This window comes from Pseudomonas sp. G7(2022), assembly GCF_052660475.1.
In genome coordinates this window covers 4,924,223-4,943,003 of sequence record NZ_CP109659.1, presented here as the reverse complement: position 1 = coordinate 4,943,003, position 18,781 = coordinate 4,924,223, and the positions used below count along the sequence as shown (strand labels likewise).

General features: G+C 61.5%; 17 protein-coding genes. 5 read left to right on the top strand and 12 right to left on the bottom strand.

Annotated elements, in window-relative coordinates:
• Window positions 1–132 precede the first annotated feature (132 nt).
• From NE357_RS22630 to NE357_RS22595, 8 genes are all read right to left on the bottom strand, one after another.
• Window positions 133–1,233 carry a DUF1513 domain-containing protein gene (locus NE357_RS22630; RefSeq protein ID WP_323160738.1) on the bottom strand — a complete coding sequence of 367 codons (1,101 nt, stop codon included), beginning with the start codon at window positions 1,231–1,233 and terminating at the stop codon, window positions 133–135.
• A gap of 14 nt (window positions 1,234–1,247) precedes the next feature.
• On the bottom strand, window positions 1,248–2,312 hold the full coding sequence (locus NE357_RS22625; RefSeq protein WP_169431682.1) for an imelysin family protein: 1,065 nt from the start codon (window positions 2,310–2,312) through the stop codon (window positions 1,248–1,250).
• Between the two features lie 26 nt (window positions 2,313–2,338).
• Complete coding sequence (locus NE357_RS22620; RefSeq protein WP_169431681.1) at window positions 2,339–3,766, bottom strand: di-heme oxidoreductase family protein; 1,428 nt, start codon at window positions 3,764–3,766, stop codon at window positions 2,339–2,341.
• 154 nt (window positions 3,767–3,920) lie between these two features.
• Window positions 3,921–5,261, bottom strand: coding sequence for an imelysin family protein (locus NE357_RS22615; RefSeq protein WP_169431680.1), 1,341 nt, complete (start codon window positions 5,259–5,261; stop codon window positions 3,921–3,923).
• 190 nt (window positions 5,262–5,451) lie between these two features.
• A complete protein-coding gene (locus NE357_RS22610; protein ID WP_169431679.1) occupies window positions 5,452–7,503 on the bottom strand; it encodes a putative bifunctional diguanylate cyclase/phosphodiesterase in 2,052 nt (683 codons plus the stop codon).
• A gap of 353 nt (window positions 7,504–7,856) precedes the next feature.
• Complete coding sequence (locus NE357_RS22605; RefSeq protein ID WP_016773431.1) at window positions 7,857–8,453, bottom strand: superoxide dismutase; 597 nt, start codon at window positions 8,451–8,453, stop codon at window positions 7,857–7,859.
• A 176-nt stretch (window positions 8,454–8,629) separates the two neighbouring features.
• Window positions 8,630–9,232 carry a LysE/ArgO family amino acid transporter gene (locus NE357_RS22600; protein WP_169431678.1) on the bottom strand — a complete coding sequence of 201 codons (603 nt, stop codon included), beginning with the start codon at window positions 9,230–9,232 and terminating at the stop codon, window positions 8,630–8,632.
• Window positions 9,233–9,237: 5 nt separating this feature from the next.
• Window positions 9,238–9,639, bottom strand: a complete 402-nt coding sequence (locus NE357_RS22595; RefSeq protein ID WP_169431677.1) for an ACT domain-containing protein — start codon at window positions 9,637–9,639, stop codon at window positions 9,238–9,240.
• 96 nt (window positions 9,640–9,735) lie between these two features.
• Here NE357_RS22595 and NE357_RS22590 point away from each other — a divergent pair, with 96 nt between their 5' ends.
• From NE357_RS22590 to NE357_RS22575, 4 genes are all read left to right on the top strand, one after another.
• Complete coding sequence (locus NE357_RS22590) at window positions 9,736–10,629, top strand: LysR family transcriptional regulator ArgP (protein ID WP_169431676.1); 894 nt, start codon at window positions 9,736–9,738, stop codon at window positions 10,627–10,629.
• A gap of 54 nt (window positions 10,630–10,683) precedes the next feature.
• Window positions 10,684–11,676 carry an NAD-dependent epimerase/dehydratase family protein gene (locus tag NE357_RS22585; RefSeq protein ID WP_169431675.1) on the top strand — a complete coding sequence of 331 codons (993 nt, stop codon included), beginning with the start codon at window positions 10,684–10,686 and terminating at the stop codon, window positions 11,674–11,676.
• Between the two features lie 117 nt (window positions 11,677–11,793).
• Window positions 11,794–12,651, top strand: a complete 858-nt coding sequence (locus NE357_RS22580) for an ATPase (protein WP_169431674.1) — start codon at window positions 11,794–11,796, stop codon at window positions 12,649–12,651.
• A gap of 133 nt (window positions 12,652–12,784) precedes the next feature.
• Window positions 12,785–13,630, top strand: a complete 846-nt coding sequence (locus NE357_RS22575) for a cache domain-containing protein (RefSeq protein ID WP_169431673.1) — start codon at window positions 12,785–12,787, stop codon at window positions 13,628–13,630.
• A gap of 44 nt (window positions 13,631–13,674) precedes the next feature.
• Here NE357_RS22575 and NE357_RS22570 read toward each other — a convergent pair whose 3' ends face one another.
• Together NE357_RS22570 and pobA are read right to left on the bottom strand one after the other, a co-directional pair.
• Window positions 13,675–15,192, bottom strand: coding sequence for an MDR family MFS transporter (locus NE357_RS22570; protein ID WP_169431672.1), 1,518 nt, complete (start codon window positions 15,190–15,192; stop codon window positions 13,675–13,677).
• A 79-nt stretch (window positions 15,193–15,271) separates the two neighbouring features.
• Complete coding sequence (pobA, locus tag NE357_RS22565) at window positions 15,272–16,456, bottom strand: 4-hydroxybenzoate 3-monooxygenase (protein WP_169432692.1); 1,185 nt, start codon at window positions 16,454–16,456, stop codon at window positions 15,272–15,274.
• Between the two features lie 189 nt (window positions 16,457–16,645).
• On the opposite strand from pobA, the gene NE357_RS22560 reads away from it, so the two are divergent.
• Window positions 16,646–17,542: a helix-turn-helix domain-containing protein gene (locus NE357_RS22560; protein WP_169431671.1), complete on the top strand. Its 897-nt coding sequence runs from the start codon at window positions 16,646–16,648 to the stop codon at window positions 17,540–17,542.
• Between the two features lie 8 nt (window positions 17,543–17,550).
• Here the strand turns inward: NE357_RS22560 and NE357_RS22555 are convergent, their stop codons facing one another.
• Entirely contained in the window at window positions 17,551–17,727 is a 177-nt protein-coding gene (locus tag NE357_RS22555; protein WP_007953274.1) for a hypothetical protein, read from the bottom strand.
• 86 nt (window positions 17,728–17,813) lie between these two features.
• Window positions 17,814–18,719, bottom strand: coding sequence for a LysR family transcriptional regulator (locus tag NE357_RS22550; protein ID WP_212633395.1), 906 nt, complete (start codon window positions 18,717–18,719; stop codon window positions 17,814–17,816).
• Window positions 18,720–18,781 lie beyond the last annotated feature (62 nt).

The window sequence follows — 18,781 nt, the reverse complement described above, 5'->3', positions numbered from 1 at the left end:
GAGAAAATCAGGCGAGACAGGCGGGAACATTACCCCGACTCCGGCAGGGATTCCAACTGCCAGTTTTTACAGGGTATGAGGGGATAAAGTGGAGGAGGGGAGCACCGCCGACGGGACAGTCGGCGGCGATCTTCAGGCCATCAGGTGCAGATGGTTGTCCCAGAGCCCTGCGGGCAGATCCAGCGGTTTGGCCAGCAGTTCATCCTGGCGACAATCGTAATAGCGGCAACGTCCTTGCCCCGAGGTCACGACAAAGCCGTCCTTCACCGCGCCGACGCCGGCGCAGTCGGGCAACGGTGCATCGAGGCGCACTTCGCCGCTGTCCAGATCCCAGATGAAGAAGCGGTTGCCCCGTGGTGCGGTCAGCGCCACCAGACGCAGTTCGCTGTGCACGGCGACGCTGGCGGTGTAGTGCCCCATCGACTGCAACTGATGGTCCGGCACCGGGAACGCCACGAATGGCTGGCCGGGACGTTTGATCGCCAGCAGCTCCGAGCGCTCGTGGGAAGGCCCCATGAATTGCTGGCCGGCGACAATGGTGCCGTCGCTGGCGATCCCCAGGTGGCGCACGCTGTTCATCGGCTGGGCGAGGGTTTCCTTGCTCAGCAGGGTGCCGTCGCGTTGCATCAGGACCAGGCTTGGCTCCATGGCGTCGAGGTTCATGTCGACCCGGCTTTCAGCCTCGGTGCGGATCCCGCCGTTGGCCACCACCAGGGTTTCACCGTCGGGCATCCACGACACCTGATGCGGGCCGAGCCCGTGAGTGGAAAGCTCTCCACTGTGCACCAGCCGTTCGCCTTCGAACTTGTACACCCCGAGCAGGCCGCGGCCCGGATCGGTGGTGTCGTTCTCGGTGGCATACAGGTAATCGCCGCTGTGATGGATCACCGCATGGCCGTAGAAATGCCGGTTCGGCTGCGAGGTCACGGTTTGCAGCAGTGCACCGTCGCGCAGGTCGATCAGGTAGCTCTCGGTGCCCGGACGGCGGGCGACGAACAGCGCGATCGGCAGCGTCGGGTGATTGATGATGTCGTGGCAGCGCTGGTCGACTTCGGTGGCGAACACCCGGGTGCCGTCCAGCCGGTAACCGACGGCATAGTGCTTGCCGTCGGTGTCGTCCCGCGCCGACAGCAGCAGCGGGCTCTGATCCTTGCGCTTGAACAGCGTCCAGCCGCCCAGTGTCACTGCTCCCAGCAGCAAACTACCTAAAGTCAGAGCCTGGCGTCGCAGCATGGCACTTGCCCTCATCAGTCACCGTCGTTGGCGTTGAAGCCCAGTTGGATGCCCAGCGCCTTGGCCAGCTCGCCTTCGTGCAGGCGGTGGACGACGTTGAGGCTGTCGTAGATGTCGTTGAGCTGCTGGCGACCGGCGTCATCGTTGAGCATTTCGGTCAGCGAGCGCTGGGTGCTGTCGAACAGTTTGAGCGACGCCGCGTAGGCGGCATCGATCTTGTCCGCCAACGGTTTCTGCTCAGCTGGCAGCAGGCCGCGCAGACCTTTGTTGTCGACGCCTTCCCAGACGGTTCTGGCCGCCGCGAGGCTGGCTTCCAGCGCCTCCATGGACGACTGGCTGCGCCAGGCGTCAGCCTGGAACGGCTGAGGTACGCCCTTGCTCTGGCGGCCCATCGGCGTGCCGAGTTTTTTCTTCAGTGTATCGAGAGCGGTGACCTGTACCCGAAGCAGATCGGCGATCGCTTCGTGGGAGTCGGCATAGCGCTGGTTCGGGAATTTGCTCATCTGCGCGAGCATGCCGTCGGTCGTGTTCCAGCTGCTGAGAATCTCTTCGGCCAGTTGTTTCTGACGCTCGCCGATGGCCACCAGCAGTGGGCAGTATTTGGCTTTCTGCGCGTCATTGGCTACGTCAGGCTTGGCGTCGAACAGGATGTATTCGTAGGCCGACAGCCCCTGAACCACGACGCTGGACTTGGCCAGGGCCGCGGCGTCGATCTGCGGCTGGGCGGTGACCAGTTGCTCGACCTGACGGCCGACCAGGTTTTTCTTGTCCGGCCAGAATTGCACCTGCCACGAACGGTTGCCCTCGGCCAGTGGACCGATCAGCAACGGTTGCAGCTCGGCCCAGGCTTTCTGTGCATGAAGGAAGTCGGCACGGGCGGTGTCCAGGGTTGCTGTGCCCTGGCAATATGCGAGGGCGCTGACGGCCAGTTGCCTGTCGGCCTCGACCCAGCGGGTGTAGGTCGGCAGGATCACCGATTTGGCGATGGCGGCCGAGGTCACGGCTTGTGGATCCTGCGGCGAGCACGCGCCGAGGGCCAGTGCGGCAAGGCTGGTGAACAACAGCTTGGGACGGAACATGTCGGGCTCCCGATTCTTTTAAGTGTTTAAAGTGAATTCAAGAACGCCAGCAGCGCGGCACGCTGCTCGGCATTGAAAGACAAAACCTGTTGCTGCGCCGCTTTCGCCTCGCCGCCATGCCAGAGCACGGCTTCGAGCAGGTTGCGGGCACGGCCGTCGTGCAGAAACCGGGTGTGGCCGCTGACCGTCTGCGTCAGGCCGATGCCCCACAGCGGCGGCGTGCGCCAGTCGCGGCCGCTGGCCTGGAACTCGGTGCGGTTGTCGGCCAGGCCTTCGCCCATGTCATGCAGCAGCAGATCGCTGTACGGACGAATCACTTGATTGGCCAGTTCAGGTTCGGCCGCGTTGGCGGCGGTGGTGTATTTCGGCGTGTGACAGGACTGACAACCCGCCTGGAAAAACAGGCTCTTGCCGGCCAGCACCTGAGCATCGTTGACGTCACGGCGAGCAGGAACGGCAAGGTTGCGGGTATAGAACAACACCAGGCGCAGAATGTTGTCGCTGACTTCGGGTTCGCCGTCCGGGCCATTGCCATTCGGGGCCTGTTTGCAGGCCACTTGTGCGTCGGTGCAGTCATCAAACGGTCTCAGGCTCGTGGTGAGGCCCATATCACCGGAAAACGCGTGAACATTTTGTTGATTGAGGTTCGGTTGTCCGGCTTTCCAGCCAAATCGGCCCATCACGGTCTTTTGCTGCGCGTCGTCCCAGACCCGGTTGGGCCGGCCGTTGATACCGTTTTTCTCTTTGGCCTGCGCGGCGGCGTTGGCGAGGATCGCTGCTTCGGGAATCGCTTCGAGCAGACCCAGGCCGATCATCGGTGGTGCAACGCGTGCGGAGAAACGTGTGTCCGGGTGCATCGGACCGTAGCCTAACTGAGTGAACTGCAACACCGGTTTGCGCAGCTCGACTTCGGTGCCGTCCTTGAAACGCACCGGTACTGGCGTGTAATCGACCCGCACTTTGCCTTCCGGTGCGACGCCGGGGATGGCCATGTCCTGGAACTGCCCGCCGTAAACCGGTTCCGGCACCACGCCGACCTGTTCGATCAATCCGGCGTACTGTGGCGCATCGGGAATCGACAGACGCACCAGCATCGATACGGCGTTTGGCGCGTCCGGGGGCGGCGGATGTCCGCGACCATCCTTGATGTGGCAGCCCTGGCAGGCGTTGGTGTTGAACAGCGGACCGAGGCCATCGCGGGCGGTGGTGGTCGACGGTGCGATCACCCAGGGACTGCGAAAGAAACTGTTGCCGACGCTGAAATCCACCCGACGCGAAGGTGGCAGGTTGGCCGAGGGCAGGGAGAACGCATTCTGATCCGTCTTGCGTACGGTCGCGGCGCCGCCGGAGCGGGCTTCGCCGGGCTCGGCCTTGGTGAAACGCGGGGCGTCATCGCAGGCACTCAGGCCAAGGGCCAGAAACAGCGCGGACAAGCGAAGAGGCAGCGACGGCATCAGACTTCCTGCGGATGGGCAAAAACAAAGGCGCAAAGTCTAACAGGGCGAGGGGGTTTGAATAAGAGGAATTATCGTTTGCTTGATACAAGTCAGGCCGGCCGAAACGAACAAGGCGACCCGAAGGTCGCCTTGTTCAGTCAGACAGTGTCGATCAGAACTCGTGATCGGCGTTGTCCGGGTTCAGGTCGCTGATGCCCAGTTTGCCGGCAGCCGCTTCGATCGAGCCGGTCTGCTTGACCAGCGAGGCGATGGCGTCACGGACGATCTGGTTGCCAGCGGTGTTGCCGGCGGCGATCAACTGGTCGTAGTGCTCACCCTTGTTGGCGTGATCGACCATGACCTGGATCTTGGCTTCGGTAGCGGCCAGATCGGCTTTCAGCGCGGTGTCGGCAGCCGGGTCAACCTTGGCCACCAGCGACGACAGGCTGGCGCCGGTCATCTTGGTGCCGTCGACGCGGGTGTACTCGCCCAGATAGACGTTACGAATGCCTTTGGCATCGTAGAAGTGCGAGTTGTGGGTGTTGTCGCTGAAGCAATCCTGTTCGTCTTCCGGGGAGTTCGCTTCCAGGGACACCTTCATGCGCTCGCCGGCCAGCTCGCCCAGGGACAGGCTGCCCATGCCGAACAGCATTTTGCGCAGGCCGCTTTCAGCCGGTTCGGCTTCCAGGGTGGTGCGATAGTTGTCGGCCACGTTCGGCTTCCAGTTGCCGACCATTTCTTCCAGGTCGCTGACCAGCAGCTGGGTCACGGCTTTCAGGTAGGCACGACGACGGTCGTTGTGACCACCAGTGGCGCCTTTGCCTTCCAGGTAGTCCGACGCCGGACGGTTGCCGGCGCCAGGGCCGGTGCCGTTCAGGTCCTGGCCCCAGAGCAGGAATTCGATGGCGTGGTAGCCAGTGGCGACGTTGGCTTCGGAACCGCCCAGCTCGTTCAGGCTGGCGAGTTTTTCCGGAGTGATGTCCTTGACGTCGACCTTGTCTTCGCCGACCTGAACTTCGGTGTTGGCGATGATGTTGGCGTTGGCGCCCGGGTTGCCCAGTGCGTGTTCATAGGATTTGTCGACGTAGTCGATCAGGCCTTCGTCCAGCGGCCAGGCGTTAACCTGACCTTCCCAGTCGTCGATGATGGTGTTGCCGAAGCGGAACACTTCGCTTTGCAGGTAAGGAACGCGGGCGGCGATCCAGGCTTCACGAGCAGCCTTCAGGGTGTCGGCGTTAGGCTTGGCAAGGAATGCGTCGATAGCGGTCTGCAGGGTTTTCGCGGTGGATTCGGCATCGCTGTAGACGGCGAAGACCATGTCGGCGTAGTGCGCGACCACAGCCTTGGCAGCGGCTTCGTCGACTTTGCCGGCAGCGGCAGCCGCCGGTGCGGCAGTGCTGGCGGCTGGCGTCGGCGCAGCTGGAGCGGCGGCCTTGTCTTTGCCTTCGCCGCAACCGGCGAGGGAAATGGCGATGGCCAGCAGACTGGCGGTAGCCAGAGGCATACGAATCATGGCGAACATCCTGCTTCGGTAATTGAGTGGACAGGCGCGGGGGGCGCAAAAGCTGCGACATAATGCAAATCTTTCGCATTATGTGTAAAGGGTTGTAGCTGGAAATATTTCCTGTTTGCACCGGGGTGCGCGGGATCAACGGTATGGGTTCTTCCCGGTATCAGTGGCGGGGAGTCCGTTGCCGGAGGTTTCAGAGAATCGCTGCGTTGCTGCGTTGCGCCTGCTTGAGATAGACGCTCAGTTCCCGCGCCGGCAGCGGTTTGCTGTAGTGATATCCCTGACCTTCGTGGCAGCCTTCGGAGATGATATAGGTCTCCTGTTCGGCGGTTTCCACGCCTTCGGCGATCACCTGCATGCCCAGGCTCTTGCCCAGTTGAATGATGGCGCGAACGATGGTCGCGTCATCGTCGTCATCCAGCAGGTCCTGGACGAAGCTCTTGTCGATCTTGATCTTGTCCAGCGGCAGACTCTTGAGATAGCTCAGCGAGGAATAGCCGGTTCCGAAGTCGTCGATGGCGATCAGTGCGCCGGAACGGCGCAGGCTCAGCAGGTGCTGGGCGGCGGTGCTGATGTCCTCCATCAGGCCGGTTTCGGTGACTTCCAGTTCCAGGCTGCGCGGTGGCAGGCGGTACATCTGCAACAGGTTGTTGACCACTCTCGGCAGCTCGGCGTGGTGCAGTTGCACGGTGGACAGGTTGACGGCCATGCGCAGGTCGACGAAACCCTGATCGTGCCATTCGCGCAGTTGCTTGCAGGCCTGATCCAGCACCCATTCGCCGATGGCGATGATCGTGCCGTTCTGTTCGGCCAGCGGAATGAACAGGTCCGGCGGCACCAGTCCGTGCTCCGGATGTTGCCAGCGGATCAGGGCCTCGACGCCGACCACGCGGTGATCGCGGTAGCTGATCTGTGGTTGGTAGACGAGGTAGAACTGATCCCGCAACAGGGCATCGCGCAGGTCTTTTTCCAGTTCGCGACGGCGGCGCATTTCGCTGTCGACGCTCGCGATATAGAACTGATAGCGGTTGCGCGAGCGCGTCTTGGCCAGGGTCATGGTCTGCTCGGCTTTCTGCAGCAGCTTTTCGGTGCTGTCGCCGTCCTCGGGGAACAGAGTGATGCCGATGGTCGCGCGCAGGCGGATTTCCTGATGATCGAGGGCGAACGGCGCTTCCAGGTCATCGAGGATGCTTTGCGCGAGTTCCGCCGCTTCGTAAGGCTGTTCGATGTCGGCCTGCACCAGAGCGAACTGGTCGCCACCCAGACGGGCGAGGGCGCCGAGGCGGCCGCTGTGGGCGCGCAGTCGATCAGCCAGGGCCAGCAGCAATTGGTCGCCGGTCTGATAGCTGAATTGTTCGTTGATGCCTTTGAAATCGTCCAGACCTACGCAAAGGACGGCGACCCGCCGCTGCAGCTTGCCGGCATCCACCAGAATCTTGTCCAGTTGCTGCTGCAGTTGCTGGCGGTTCGGCAGGCCGGTGAGGAAGTCGTACTGGGCCATGCGCAGCAGGCTGTTTTCCGCTTCGTGGCGCAGATGGGTGTTGCGTTCGATGGACTCGAGCAACTGGTTGGCGGTGTTGATCCAGATCCCTAGCTCGTTTTTCTCGTGGCCCTTGAACTGCGGAATCTTGTGTTCGCTGGGGCGGTCCGGGTTGATCTCGGTGAGGTGCTCGATGATCCGCGACAGTGGTTTGGTCAGTAGCCAGTGATAGACCAGATACAACACAAGGCCCATGGCCAGGGCGCGCAGCACGCCGGAAATGAAGATGATCACCGAACTGACGATGAAGCCCTGGCCGTAAGTGGCGGTGTCGAGGGTGATGCTCAGGTCGCCGTAATACTCGCTGTAGGGACCACGCCCCACCAGTTGGGTGGTGAACGTGCGTTCCTGGCCGAGAATCAGGTCGGTCAGCCAGCGGCTGCTGGATTGCTGCAATTCACGGGATTTCTGCGCGAGCATCGCTTCGTTGGGATGCCCGATGGAGGCCTGGCGCACGGCGTCGTCCTGGAACAGGCCTTCGATCACCTGCATGCCCATTTCCCGGTCCAGGCTGTAGACCGCCTGGGTCGAGGGATCGCGGAACATGTCGAGGATGCGTTCGGCGTCGCCAGCGACGGCCTGGCGTGTTTTATAGGCATCGAAAACGATCTGCGCACAGCTCAAGACTACGCCGACGATCAATGCCGACAGGAGCACGACCCGGAGCAACTTCACCGACAAGCTGTTCTTGAGTTCCAGCTTCAAAGGGTTATTCCTTGTTCCGTGCGGGTAGCGTCAAGTTGCCATGAGTATTGGCAATCCCGTGTTGGCAGTCAAAGGGACAATCGAGCCGCGGAAAATTTGTCCGTGGCGTTGGCCGAAATGCTGCTGCATGGGGTATTTGCCCTGGTTGTACTGTGTCGGTAGTTTTGGCCTCCAACTTGAGGGCGTCGGACAATTTTTCCTCTTTTGATGTTAGTTCGCCGTGGCTTGGGAGCAAGGCGAGAAGGGCTGCTTTACATGTGGGAAAAGGCACTGTTTGTGATGAGACGCACCCCCGATGATTTCTGCGGGCAGAAAAAACCCGGCTATAGCCGGGTTTTTGTCTGGCGTGCAGCTTAAGCGGTGAAGGTCTTGCCTTCGAACTGCTCGGCCACGAACTTCCAGTTGACCAGGTTCCAGAACGCCTCGACGTACTTAGGACGCAGGTTACGGTAGTCGATGTAGTAAGCGTGTTCCCACACATCGCAGGTCAGCAGCGGGGTGTCGCCGCTGGTCAGCGGGTTGCCGGCGCCGATGGTGCTGGCCAGGGCCAGGGAACCGTCAGCCTTTTTCACCAGCCAGCCCCAGCCGGAACCGAAAGTGCCGATCGAGGTTTTGCTGAACTCTTCCTTGAACTTGTCGAACGAACCGAAAGCTGCGTTGATGGCATCAGCCAGCGCGCCGGTTGGTTGACCGCCGGCGTTTGGCGCCAGGCAGTTCCAGTAGAAAGTGTGGTTCCAGACCTGAGCGGCGTTGTTGAAGATGCCGCCCGAGGAAGTCTTGACGATCTCTTCCAGGGTCTTGCCTTCGAACTCGGTGCCTGGCACCAGGTTGTTCAGGTTCACGACGTAGGTGTTGTGGTGTTTGTCGTGGTGGAATTCCAGGGTTTCCTTGGAAATGTGCGGCTGCAGGGCATCGTGTGCGTAAGGCAGCGGCGGCAATTCGAAAGCCATGATGATTCTCCTAATCAGGTCTGTTGCGGTGAGCGCAAGGCCGATCACGGGCGGCCAGAAATGCACCGGCGAGTTTTTACTCTTTGCGGCGCAGGGTTCGGATCATAGCACCGGGGGTGCGGCTTAACCACGCAACAACTGTGTGGGATAGAGGTTCCAGAGCCTTTTGGAATAATTCAGTTGGCGATTATCAATTGTCCCGCCACCGTGAACATCATCACTGCCACCAATAAATCCAGAATCCGCCAGGTACTCGGCCGCGCCAGCCACGGTGCCAGCCATGCCGCGCCGAACGCCAGGGTGAAGAACCACAGCAGCGAAGCACTTGCCGCGCCGACGACATACGCGCCGGGTACCGACTGTTGCGCACCGAGAGAACCGATCAGCAGAACGGTGTCCAGATAAACGTGAGGGTTGAGCAGGGTCACCGCCAGGGCGCTGAGCATCACTGCCCGCAGCGAGCGCACGGTCTGGTTTTCACCTTGTTGCAGGCTCTGTTTCGAGCAGGCCCGGCGCAACGCCTGACTGCCGTACCAGATCAGGAACACCGCGCCGCCCCAGCGGGCGACCGCCAGCAAGGTCGGGTTTTGTGCCAGCACCGTGGCCAGACCGAAAACCCCTGCCGCCACCAGCAACGCATCGCAGGCGACGCACAGCGCCGCGACCGGCAGGTGATGCTCTCGCCGCAGGCTCTGGGCCAGGACAAAAGCGTTCTGCGTGCCGATCGCCATGATCAGCCCGAACGCTACCAGCAAACCGTTGGTATAGCTTTGCCACATGACGGTTACTCCGCGTTGTTTGCGAGATCGCGCAGCACTTGCATGGCGCGTTCGGCGTCGGCCTGACCGACGAACAAATGGTCGTGGTAATAGCCGGCAATCACGTTGCAGCTGATACCGGCCTTGCCCAGTGCGGTGGCGAAAGCGGCGGTCAGACCGACGGCTTCCAGCGCCGAATGCACGTTCAGGGTGATCCAGGCTGCGACGTAGTCGAAGCTGAAACCGGCGCGCTCGGCGTGGGACCGTTCGAGAATCACCGTCAGGCCTTCCTGTTCACGGAAACTGCCGACGATCTCCAGGCCGCTCGGCAATTGGCCGTCGCGCAAGGTGCAGAACACGTATTCGCCGGCATTGAGCTGCGGGCTCATGCTGCGCAGCAGGGTGGTCAACGAGGTTTCGCCAGCCATGGGGGTGGTCCTTGATAAAGAGTGCTTGCTGGCTATTCTCCGGGCAGACGCTGTATAAGAAAAACCAATAGTGCTGATCGCTCATTAGGAAAACTGATGTTCGACTACAAATTGCTTTCCGCTCTGGCCGCCGTGGTCGAGCAGGCCGGATTCGAACGGGCGGCTCAGGTGCTGGGCCTTTCGCAATCGGCGATTTCCCAGCGGATCAAACTGTTGGAGGCGCGGGTCGGCCAGCCGGTTCTGGTGCGCGGCACGCCGCCGTCACCCACCGAGATCGGCCGGCGGCTGCTCAACCATGTGCAGCAGGTGCGCCTGCTCGAACGGGATCTGCAGACGCTGGTGCCGGCGCTGGACGAGGAGGGCTTGCCGGAACGGCTGCGCATCGCGCTGAACGCCGACAGCCTGGCCACCTGGTGGGCCGAGGCGGTGGGCGACTTCTGCGCCGAACAACACCTGTTGCTGGATCTGATCGTCGAAGACCAGACCGTCGGCCTCAAGCGCATGCGCGCCGGTGAAGTCGCCGCATGTCTGTGTGCCAGTGAACGACCGGTGGCCGGCGCCCGCAGCGTATTGCTCGGCGCCATGCGCTATCGGGCGCTGGCCAGCCCGGCGTTCATCGAGCGGCATTTCCCCGACGGCGTGCAGGCCGCCCAACTGCCGCGTACCCCGGCGCTGGTGTTTGGTCCGGACGACTTTCTGCAACATCGATACCTTGCGTCCCTCGGCGTCGATGGCGGTTTCGAACACCATTTGTGTCCATCCTCCGAAGGTTTTATCCGTCTGACCGAAGCCGGGCTCGGCTGGGGACTGGTGCCCGAATTGCAGGTGCGCGAGCAACTGGAACGCGGCCTGTTGCGCGAACTGTTGCCAGATAAACCGATCGACGTGCCGTTGTACTGGCATCATTGGCGCAATGGCGGTCAGTTGCTCGGGCTGTTGACCGAGCAACTGGTGCGCTCGTCGGCGCAATGGCTGGTGCCGTTGGACTGACGGCCAGCGTCAAGACTCACGAATCAGGCAAAACGAAAGACAGCGGAGCTCTACATGAAAATTCTGGTCACCGGCGCAAGCGGCTTCATTGGCGGACGCTTTGCGCGTTTCGCCCTGGAGCAGGGCCTGGACGTGCGGGTCAACGGTCGCCGGGCCGAGGGTGTCGAGCATCTGGTACGTCGCGGTGCCGAGTTCGTTCAAGGCGACTTGAGCGACCCGGACCTGGTGCGTGCGCTGTGCAGCGATGTCGAAGCCGTGGTGCACTGCGCCGGATCCGTCGGGTTGTGGGGCCGCTATCAGGACTTTCATCAGGGCAATGTGCAAGTGACCGAAAACGTGGTCGAAGCCTGCCTCAAACAGCGGGTGCGGCGCTTGGTGCACCTGTCGTCGCCGTCGATCTACTTTGACGGCCGCGACCACCTCGGCCTGACCGAAGAGCAGGTGCCCAAGCGTTTCAAGCATCACTATGCGGCGACCAAGTATCTGGCGGAGCAGAAAGTCTTCGGCGCTCAGGAATTCGGCCTCGAAACCCTGGCCCTGCGCCCGCGTTTCGTCACCGGCGCCGGGGACATGAGCATTTTTCCGCGCCTGCTGAAGATGCAGCGCAAAGGGCGTCTGGCAATCATCGGCAACGGCCTGAACAAGGTCGACTTCACCAGCGTGCACAACCTCAACGAAGCGTTGTTGAGCAGCCTGCTGGCTGCCGGTTCGGCGCTGGGCAAGGCCTACAACATCAGCAATGGCGCCCCGGTGCCGCTGTGGGATGTGGTGAATTACGTGATGCGCAAAATGGAAGTCCCACAAGTCACCAGGTACCGTTCCTACGGGCTGGCCTACAGTGTCGCGGCACTCAACGAAGCGGCCTGCAAGCTTTGGCCGGGCCGTCCCGAGCCGACCCTGTCGCGCCTGGGAATGCAGGTGATGAACAAAAATTTCACCCTCGACATCAGCCGCGCCCGGCATTATCTCGACTACGATCCGAAGGTCAGCCTGTGGGCGGCCCTCGATGAGTTCTGCGGCTGGTGGAAGGCTCAAGACATTCATTGAAACAAGTCGACCGGCTGATCGTGAACCCCGTCGCCGCCAGAGGGTCAATCCCTGCGGCTGCGGGGGGTTATACTGCGCCGCAATCAGCCATTACCGCGTTTCACAAAGGTTGCCTCAATGTCCATGCGTAACGATGCCCACGACGACGATTTCGATGATGTACCCAGTCTGCGTGCCGACACCCTCGATGACGATGATTTTCCCACCACAGCCCGTATGTCCGTACACTCGCGCACGCCGCCGGTGGTCAAGGTCAAGTCTGCGAGCACCGGGCCATTGTGGGCGCTGGTCGGCGCCCTGTTCTTTGCCTTCATTGGCCTGGCCTGGTGGAGTTTCCAGCAGATCTCGCTGATGGAGCAGCAACTGGTGGCGACCCAGGAAAGTTTCGCGCGGATCAGTGAAGAAGCGGCGGGGCGACTGCAGGACATTTCCGGCAAGGTCGTGGCCAGCCAGACCAACGTCAACACCGACAGTGAAGCCCTGAAACTGCAGATCAAACAGCTGCAAAACGCGCTTCAGGATCAGAGCAGGCAGCAACAGGGTGTGGCCGGACAGGCGACGGATCTGGACAAGCGCCTGGCGCAGATGACCGCCCAGGCCACCGAGCAGCAAAACGCCAATACCCAGTTGCAGGCCCAGGTCAAAGCCCTGAGTGCAGAGTTGGCGACGTTGAAAAGCACACCGGCCGACACCAGCAAGGTCGAAGCGCAACTCAAGGGCTTCGATGCGCAGTTCAAGAGTCTGGGGGCGGACATCACGGCGCTGAAGAAACAAGGCAGTTCCAACGCCGCCATCGAGCGTCTGGAGCAGGAAATCGTTGTGCTCAAAAGTGAGCAGGACAACCGCCCGGCTGCTTCCCAGGGCGGCACCAACACGGCCGAGTTCGATGCGTTCCGCGGGCAGATGACCCGTAACATCAACACTCTGCAGGCGCAGATCCAGAACCTGCAACAGCAACTCAACGCCCGGCCTTGAGCCACCTCTGCGGCGAGGGAGCGTGTTCCCTCGCCGCAATCCCCCTCGCAACATTCAGAACCTTTCTGAATATCCATACCTGCCTTCAGGCCGTCTACGCTCTTGAAACATCAACAAGAACGAGGGATGCGTCATGGGGTTTGTGCAAAAACTGGCCTGGCTCGGTGCGGTGCTGCTGTTGAGTTTCGGCCAGGCCAATGGGGCTACGGAAAAGGACGACAGCAAGGCTGCCATCGCCTTGCTGGAAAAGGCACTGGCCTACTATCACGACAACGGCGACAAGGCGTTCGCGGCGTTCAGCCGACAGGGCGAGTTCGTCGACAAGGATCGCTACGTGTTCGTGGTCGATACCAAGGGCGTGATGCTCGCCAGCGGAGGGCCGTCGTCGGCATTGATCGGTCGCGACGTGAGCGAAGTCCTCGGGCCGGACTTGCAGAAGTCCTTCAAGGACGCCTTGAAAGTGCCGGAAGGCAACGGCATCCAGCAGGCCGAATACCGCTGGCAGAACTGGGCCGACGGCAAGGTCGAGCGCAAGCACGTTTACTATCAACGCATCGGTCAGCGAATTCTGGCGGTCGGTTATTACTTGCCGCGTGCGTCGGCAGAGCAGGCGAAGGCCTTGCTCGACAAAGCCGCCACCGATCTGACCAGGGACGAGAAGGGCACGCTGTCCGCGATCAACTCGCTCAAGGGGGGGTATCTGCAGGATGACCTGTATGTGTTCGTTGTGGATTTGAACACCCGGCGTTACGTCGCCCATGGCACCAACCTGCGGTTGATCAACACCGATTTCGCCAAGGTCGATGACCCGGAAGGCAAACCGGTGGGCGAGCCGATTCTGGCGTTGATCGGCAAGCAGGATGAAGGCGAGTACGAATATCGCTGGAAGAACCCGGTGACCGGCAAGGTCGAGGACAAACATGCCTACCTGAAGAAGGTCGGAAATCTGCTGGTGGCGGTCGGTTATTACAGCGCTTGATTCCTGAAAGCTCCCACGCCGCGCGTGGGAGCCATCGGCATCAATCAGCGGGCGCCGTGCTCACGGCCCCGCAGCAAACGGTTCGGCATGGCAATCGCCGCCGCCAGCCCGAGCAGCGACACCCCGGCGCTGACCATCAGCAAATGCCGGAATGTCACCAGCAACTCGGCACGCAAGGCATTCTGCGCATCGCCGGGCGCCGCGTTCAGGCCATCGAGCAGCACGTTGCCGGAATGACCTTCGCCGATCAGCGATGCGCCGGTCAGGTGAGCGAAACTGGAGTCCTGCAACAACGCCAGCAGCAGCGCCGACATCAACGCCACGCCCACCGCGCCGCCCAGGGAGCGGAACAGGTTGGTGGTGCTGGTGGCGACGCCGATGTCCTTTTGCTCCACCGAGTTCTGCGTGCCGACCAGCGAAGTCGGAAACTGCATGCCGCCGGCGATGCCGCTGAGCAACATGAAGAGGCTGCTGATCAGCGTCGCGTCGGGTGGGCTGAAGGCCATGCCGAGGATCGAGATCGGCATCAGCAGCGCACCGGTGAGAATCTGCGGTTTGTAGCGCCCGGTGATCGATGTGCGACGTCCGGCGAAGTACGCGCCGATCGGCAGGCCCATTGCCAGCGGCAGCAAGTGCAACGCGGCGCTGTCGGCGCCGGCACCGGTTACGCTCTGGAGGCGCAACGGCATCAACACAATCAACGAAATCGCCTGGAAGCTGCAGAAGAAAATCGTGCACCAGCACAGCAGAGCGCTGCGATTGGTGAACAGATGCATCGGCAGCAATGGCTCGCGGGCTCGCCGCTCATGCCAGACGAACACCGCCAGCACCGCCACCGCGCAAGCGAACAGCCCGAGCACTTCGCTGCTGCGCCACGCATGGCCCTGGCCCACCTGAGTGATCGCCAGCAACAGCGCGGTCAGGCCGATGATCATCAGCAGCGTGCCGAGGTAATCGATGACCGGTTTGCGCTGGGGAATCGGCAGGCCGACCAGATTGCGTCGGGCCACCCAGTACGCGCCGAGGCCCAGCGGCAGGTTGATCAGGAACACCCAGCGCCACGAAAGATATTCGGTCATGTAGCCGCCCAGTACCGGGCCGGCAACACTGGCCACCGCGTACATGCTGCTGAAGTAACCCTGATAGCGTCCGCGTTCCCGGGGCGGGACTATGTCGCCGATGATTGCCTGGCTCACCGAAATCATCCCGCCGGCACCGATGCCCTGGAAAATCCGCGCCAGCACCAGTTGTTCCATGCTTTGGGCCATGCCGCAGAACAGCGAGGCGAGGGTGAACAGGCCCATGCCGAACAGCATCAATTTGCGCCGCCCGTACAGGTCTCCGAGTTTGCCGTAGATCGGCACCGCCACGGTCATCGCCACCATGTAGCCGGAAATCACCCAGGCCAGCAGGCTGACGTCCTTGAACTGTGCGGAGATGGCCGGCATGGAAACGGCGACGATGGTCTGGTCCAGCGCGCCGAGAAAAATCGCCATCATCAGCGCGACCAGCACGCTGCGAATGGCCGGTTTGGGCGTTTCGGGATGGTTGAGATTGGTCACGGGCGAACCTGCGGGCAGTGATTGACCCGCAGGGGCAAGGCGAGCGGGTGGATGCTCGCCAGTGTAAGTCGGTAGCAGGCTATTCGATAGCCTCATAAGGAAGTCCGACGTAATTTTCTGCAATGGTTTTTTGACCGGCTTCTGAACTGACAAAGTAGTCCAGTTCCGAGGCGCTGATGCGCTGACTGAAATCGTCGTGCTCGTCGAAACGGTGCAGCATCGAGGTCATCCACCAGGAAAACCGCTCGGCTTTCCACACCCGACGCAGGCAGATTTCCGAGTACTTCTCCAGCAACTCAGTGCGACCTTCGCGGTAGACCTTCAGCAGAATCCTGAACAACGTGCTGACGTCGCTGGCTGCCAGGTTCAAACCCTTGGCCCCGGTCGGCGGCACGATATGCGCCGCGTCGCCCACCAGAAACATCCGCCCGTATTGCATCGGCTCGACCACAAAGCTGCGCAGCGGCGCGATGCTCTTTTCAATCGATGGACCGGTCACCAGCTTCTGCGCCAGATCTTTCGGCAGACGACTGCGCAGTTCATCCCAGAATCGCTGATCCGACCAGTCGTCGACGTTTTCCTCGGCCGGCACTTGCAGGTAATAGCGGGTGCGGGTCGCCGAACGCATGCTGCACAGGGCGAAGCCGCGCTCGTGGCGGGCGTAGATCAGTTCATCGTGAATTGGTGGCGTATCGGCGAGGATCCCCAGCCAGCCGAACGGATAAACCCGTTCGAACACCTTCAGGCAGTCCGCCGGAATCGACTGACGCGCCACGCCGTGGAAACCGTCGCAACCGGCGATGTAATCGCAATCGACGCGCCAGGTTTCGCCGTCCTTTTCAAACGTGACATAGGCTTCGTCGCTTTTCATGCCACAGGGAACGACATGGCTGGCTTCGTAGATTGTCTGTCCGCCGGTCTCCCGACGAGCGGCCATCAGGTCGCGGGTAACCTCGGTCTGGCCATAGACCATCACGGTTTTTCCACCGGTCAGCGCCTGCAGATCGATGTGCACCCGACGCCCGTCGAGGGCCAGTTCGAAACCACCGTGCACCAGCCCTTCAGCGTCCATCCGCTGGCCCACGCCAGCCTCGCGCAACAGCTCTACCATGCCCTGTTCAAGGACCCCGGCGCGAATTCGGCCGAGCACATAGTCAGGGGTCTGGCGCTCGATAATCAGGGTGTCGATGCCGGCATTGTGCAACAGTTGGCCGAGCAACAATCCGGACGGACCGGCGCCAATGATGGCGACTTGGGTTTTCAGCGTTTTCATTGTTTTTATGACTCGCAAGGTTCACGCGACAGCGGCCGGTGAATGATTTTCAGGATTCGAGTGCTTGCATTTTTCCCTTGCGGGTCTGTCAATTGAAGGTGAAAACTGAGCCGATACCTGTACATTCTGCCAATCGGTGCGATTATCGCCCGCAAACCTCGAGAGGCCTGGATTGAAGTGATGAACAAGCCTGACCTGCCTTCGATTCCGGTGTTCAAGCTCTACGGTGAAAGCCTGGACTGGCCGACCCCTGACTTGCTGCACTGTGAAACCATTTCCAAACGCAGCCGCGAACACCAATGGGAAATCAAACCCCACCGCCACGCCGATTTGTGCCAGTTGCTCTTCGTATTCAAAGGTCAGGCAGAGCTTGAAATCGAAGGCCAACGCACGCAACTGAACGAAGCCGCGATCCAGATCCTGCCGCCGTTATCGGTGCATGGATTCCGTTTTTCCGAGGACGTCGAAGGATTTGTCGTCACCCTGGCCACGCCATTGATCAACCACTTGCAGGCGCAACTGGGCAACGCGGTGCAGGCCCTGGCCCAGGCCGAAAGCTACCCGGCGGGCAAGGATGCGGACTACCTCAACAGTCTGTTTGCTGCGTTGCAGGCCGAGTACAACGGCCATCAACCGGCGCGGGAAATGCTCATGCATTCACTGGTGAGCGTGATCATGGTCTGGGTCAGCCGTCAGGCGATCCACCGTCACAACGCCAAGCAGCGCCCACACCGTCAGCGCGAATACCTCAATGGCTTTATCCAACTGGTAGAGGAGACGTACCGACAGCACGTCAAGGTCGAGGACCTGGCTCATCGCTTGGGAATTTCCGTCTCGCACCTCAACGGCACCTGCCGCGAACTGGCGGGGCAGCCGGCGTTGCAGATCATGCACGAACGCCAGTTGCTGGAAGCCAAGCGGCTGCTGACTTACACCGGCATGACCATTTACGAGATGTCCGAGGTGTTGGGTTTTTCCGATCCGACCAACTTCACGCGCCTGTTCCGGCGCCGGGTGGGGATCTCGCCAAAGGCGTTCCGCGACCGCTTGAAGGCCGAGCAGAACGACGACGCCTGAACCTGGTATCAGCGCAGGGCGTTGAGGGTGGCGTTGTGAGGGATGCAGCGCTCGAAGTTGCAGCTCGCGTACTCACGGGGCAGTTGCCGCAACTGCTCCACGCGCCATGCCGCGGTGCCGTACAGCGCCAGCGTGGCCGCGCAGGTGATGAAAATCGCGAGGTATCTTCTTGTTCTGGTGTTCATGGCGTTGACCTCTGAACGAATACCCTTGGGTACTACTTTCAGCATAGGTCAGCGCCGTGGAGTTGCCAGCGGCTCTGCGAACAGGATTACAGCCCGATATCCCATTGCGGGTTTTCGGGAAAACGCTGCACCAGAAAATCCAGCATGCAGCGCAGCGCCGCCGGCATGTGCTTGCGCGAGGCATACACGGCGTAGATGTTCATCTGCCGCGGCTCGGCGTGAGGCAGCAGGCAAACCAGTTCGCCGCTGTGAATATGCACCCCGGCCTGATAGGTGGGCAGCATCGCCACCCCGGCGCCGGCCAGTGTGGCGCGGAGCAGAGTGCTGGCCTCGTTGGCGCTGATATTGCCCTGCACCGGCACCGACACCGGTTCGCCATCCTCTTCGAAATGCCACAGGCTCTTGCCGAAGTAGGAGTGGGTCAGGCAGTTGTGCCGGCTCAGATCTTCTACGCGCTGCGGTTGTGGATGTGCCTGCAGATAGGCGGGCGCGGCACAGACCACCGAGCGGCAGACCGTCAGGCGCCGGGCGATCAGGTTGGGGTCGAGGTCGTTGCTGGTACGGATCGCCAGGTCGATGCGCTCGTCCACCAGATTCACCGTGCGATCGAGCATTTGCAGGTCGATGTTGACGCCCGGGTAGTGCTTGACGAACGCCGCCATGGCATCGGCCAGTTGCGCCTGGCCGAACGAGGTGCTGACGCTGATCCGCAGCAGACCCCGTGGCGCGTCGTCGGGTTCGCTGACGGCGGCCTGCATGTCGCCCGACAGTTCGAGCATCTGCCGGCAGCGCGGCAGGATTTCGTTGCCGGCGGCGGTCAGGCTCAACTTGCGTGTGGTGCGGTGCATCAGGCGCGCGCCGACCCAGTCTTCCAGTTCCGCCAGATACCGCGACACCACCGGCCGTGACAGATCCAGGTGATCGGCCGCCGCCGACTGGCTGCCCAGATCCACCACCGTGACAAACACCCGCATTGCTTGGAGACGATCCATGATTTGCCCGCTTTCAGAAACAAACTATGTTCAAGCATCGCATTTTTTGTAACGAGTCTGGC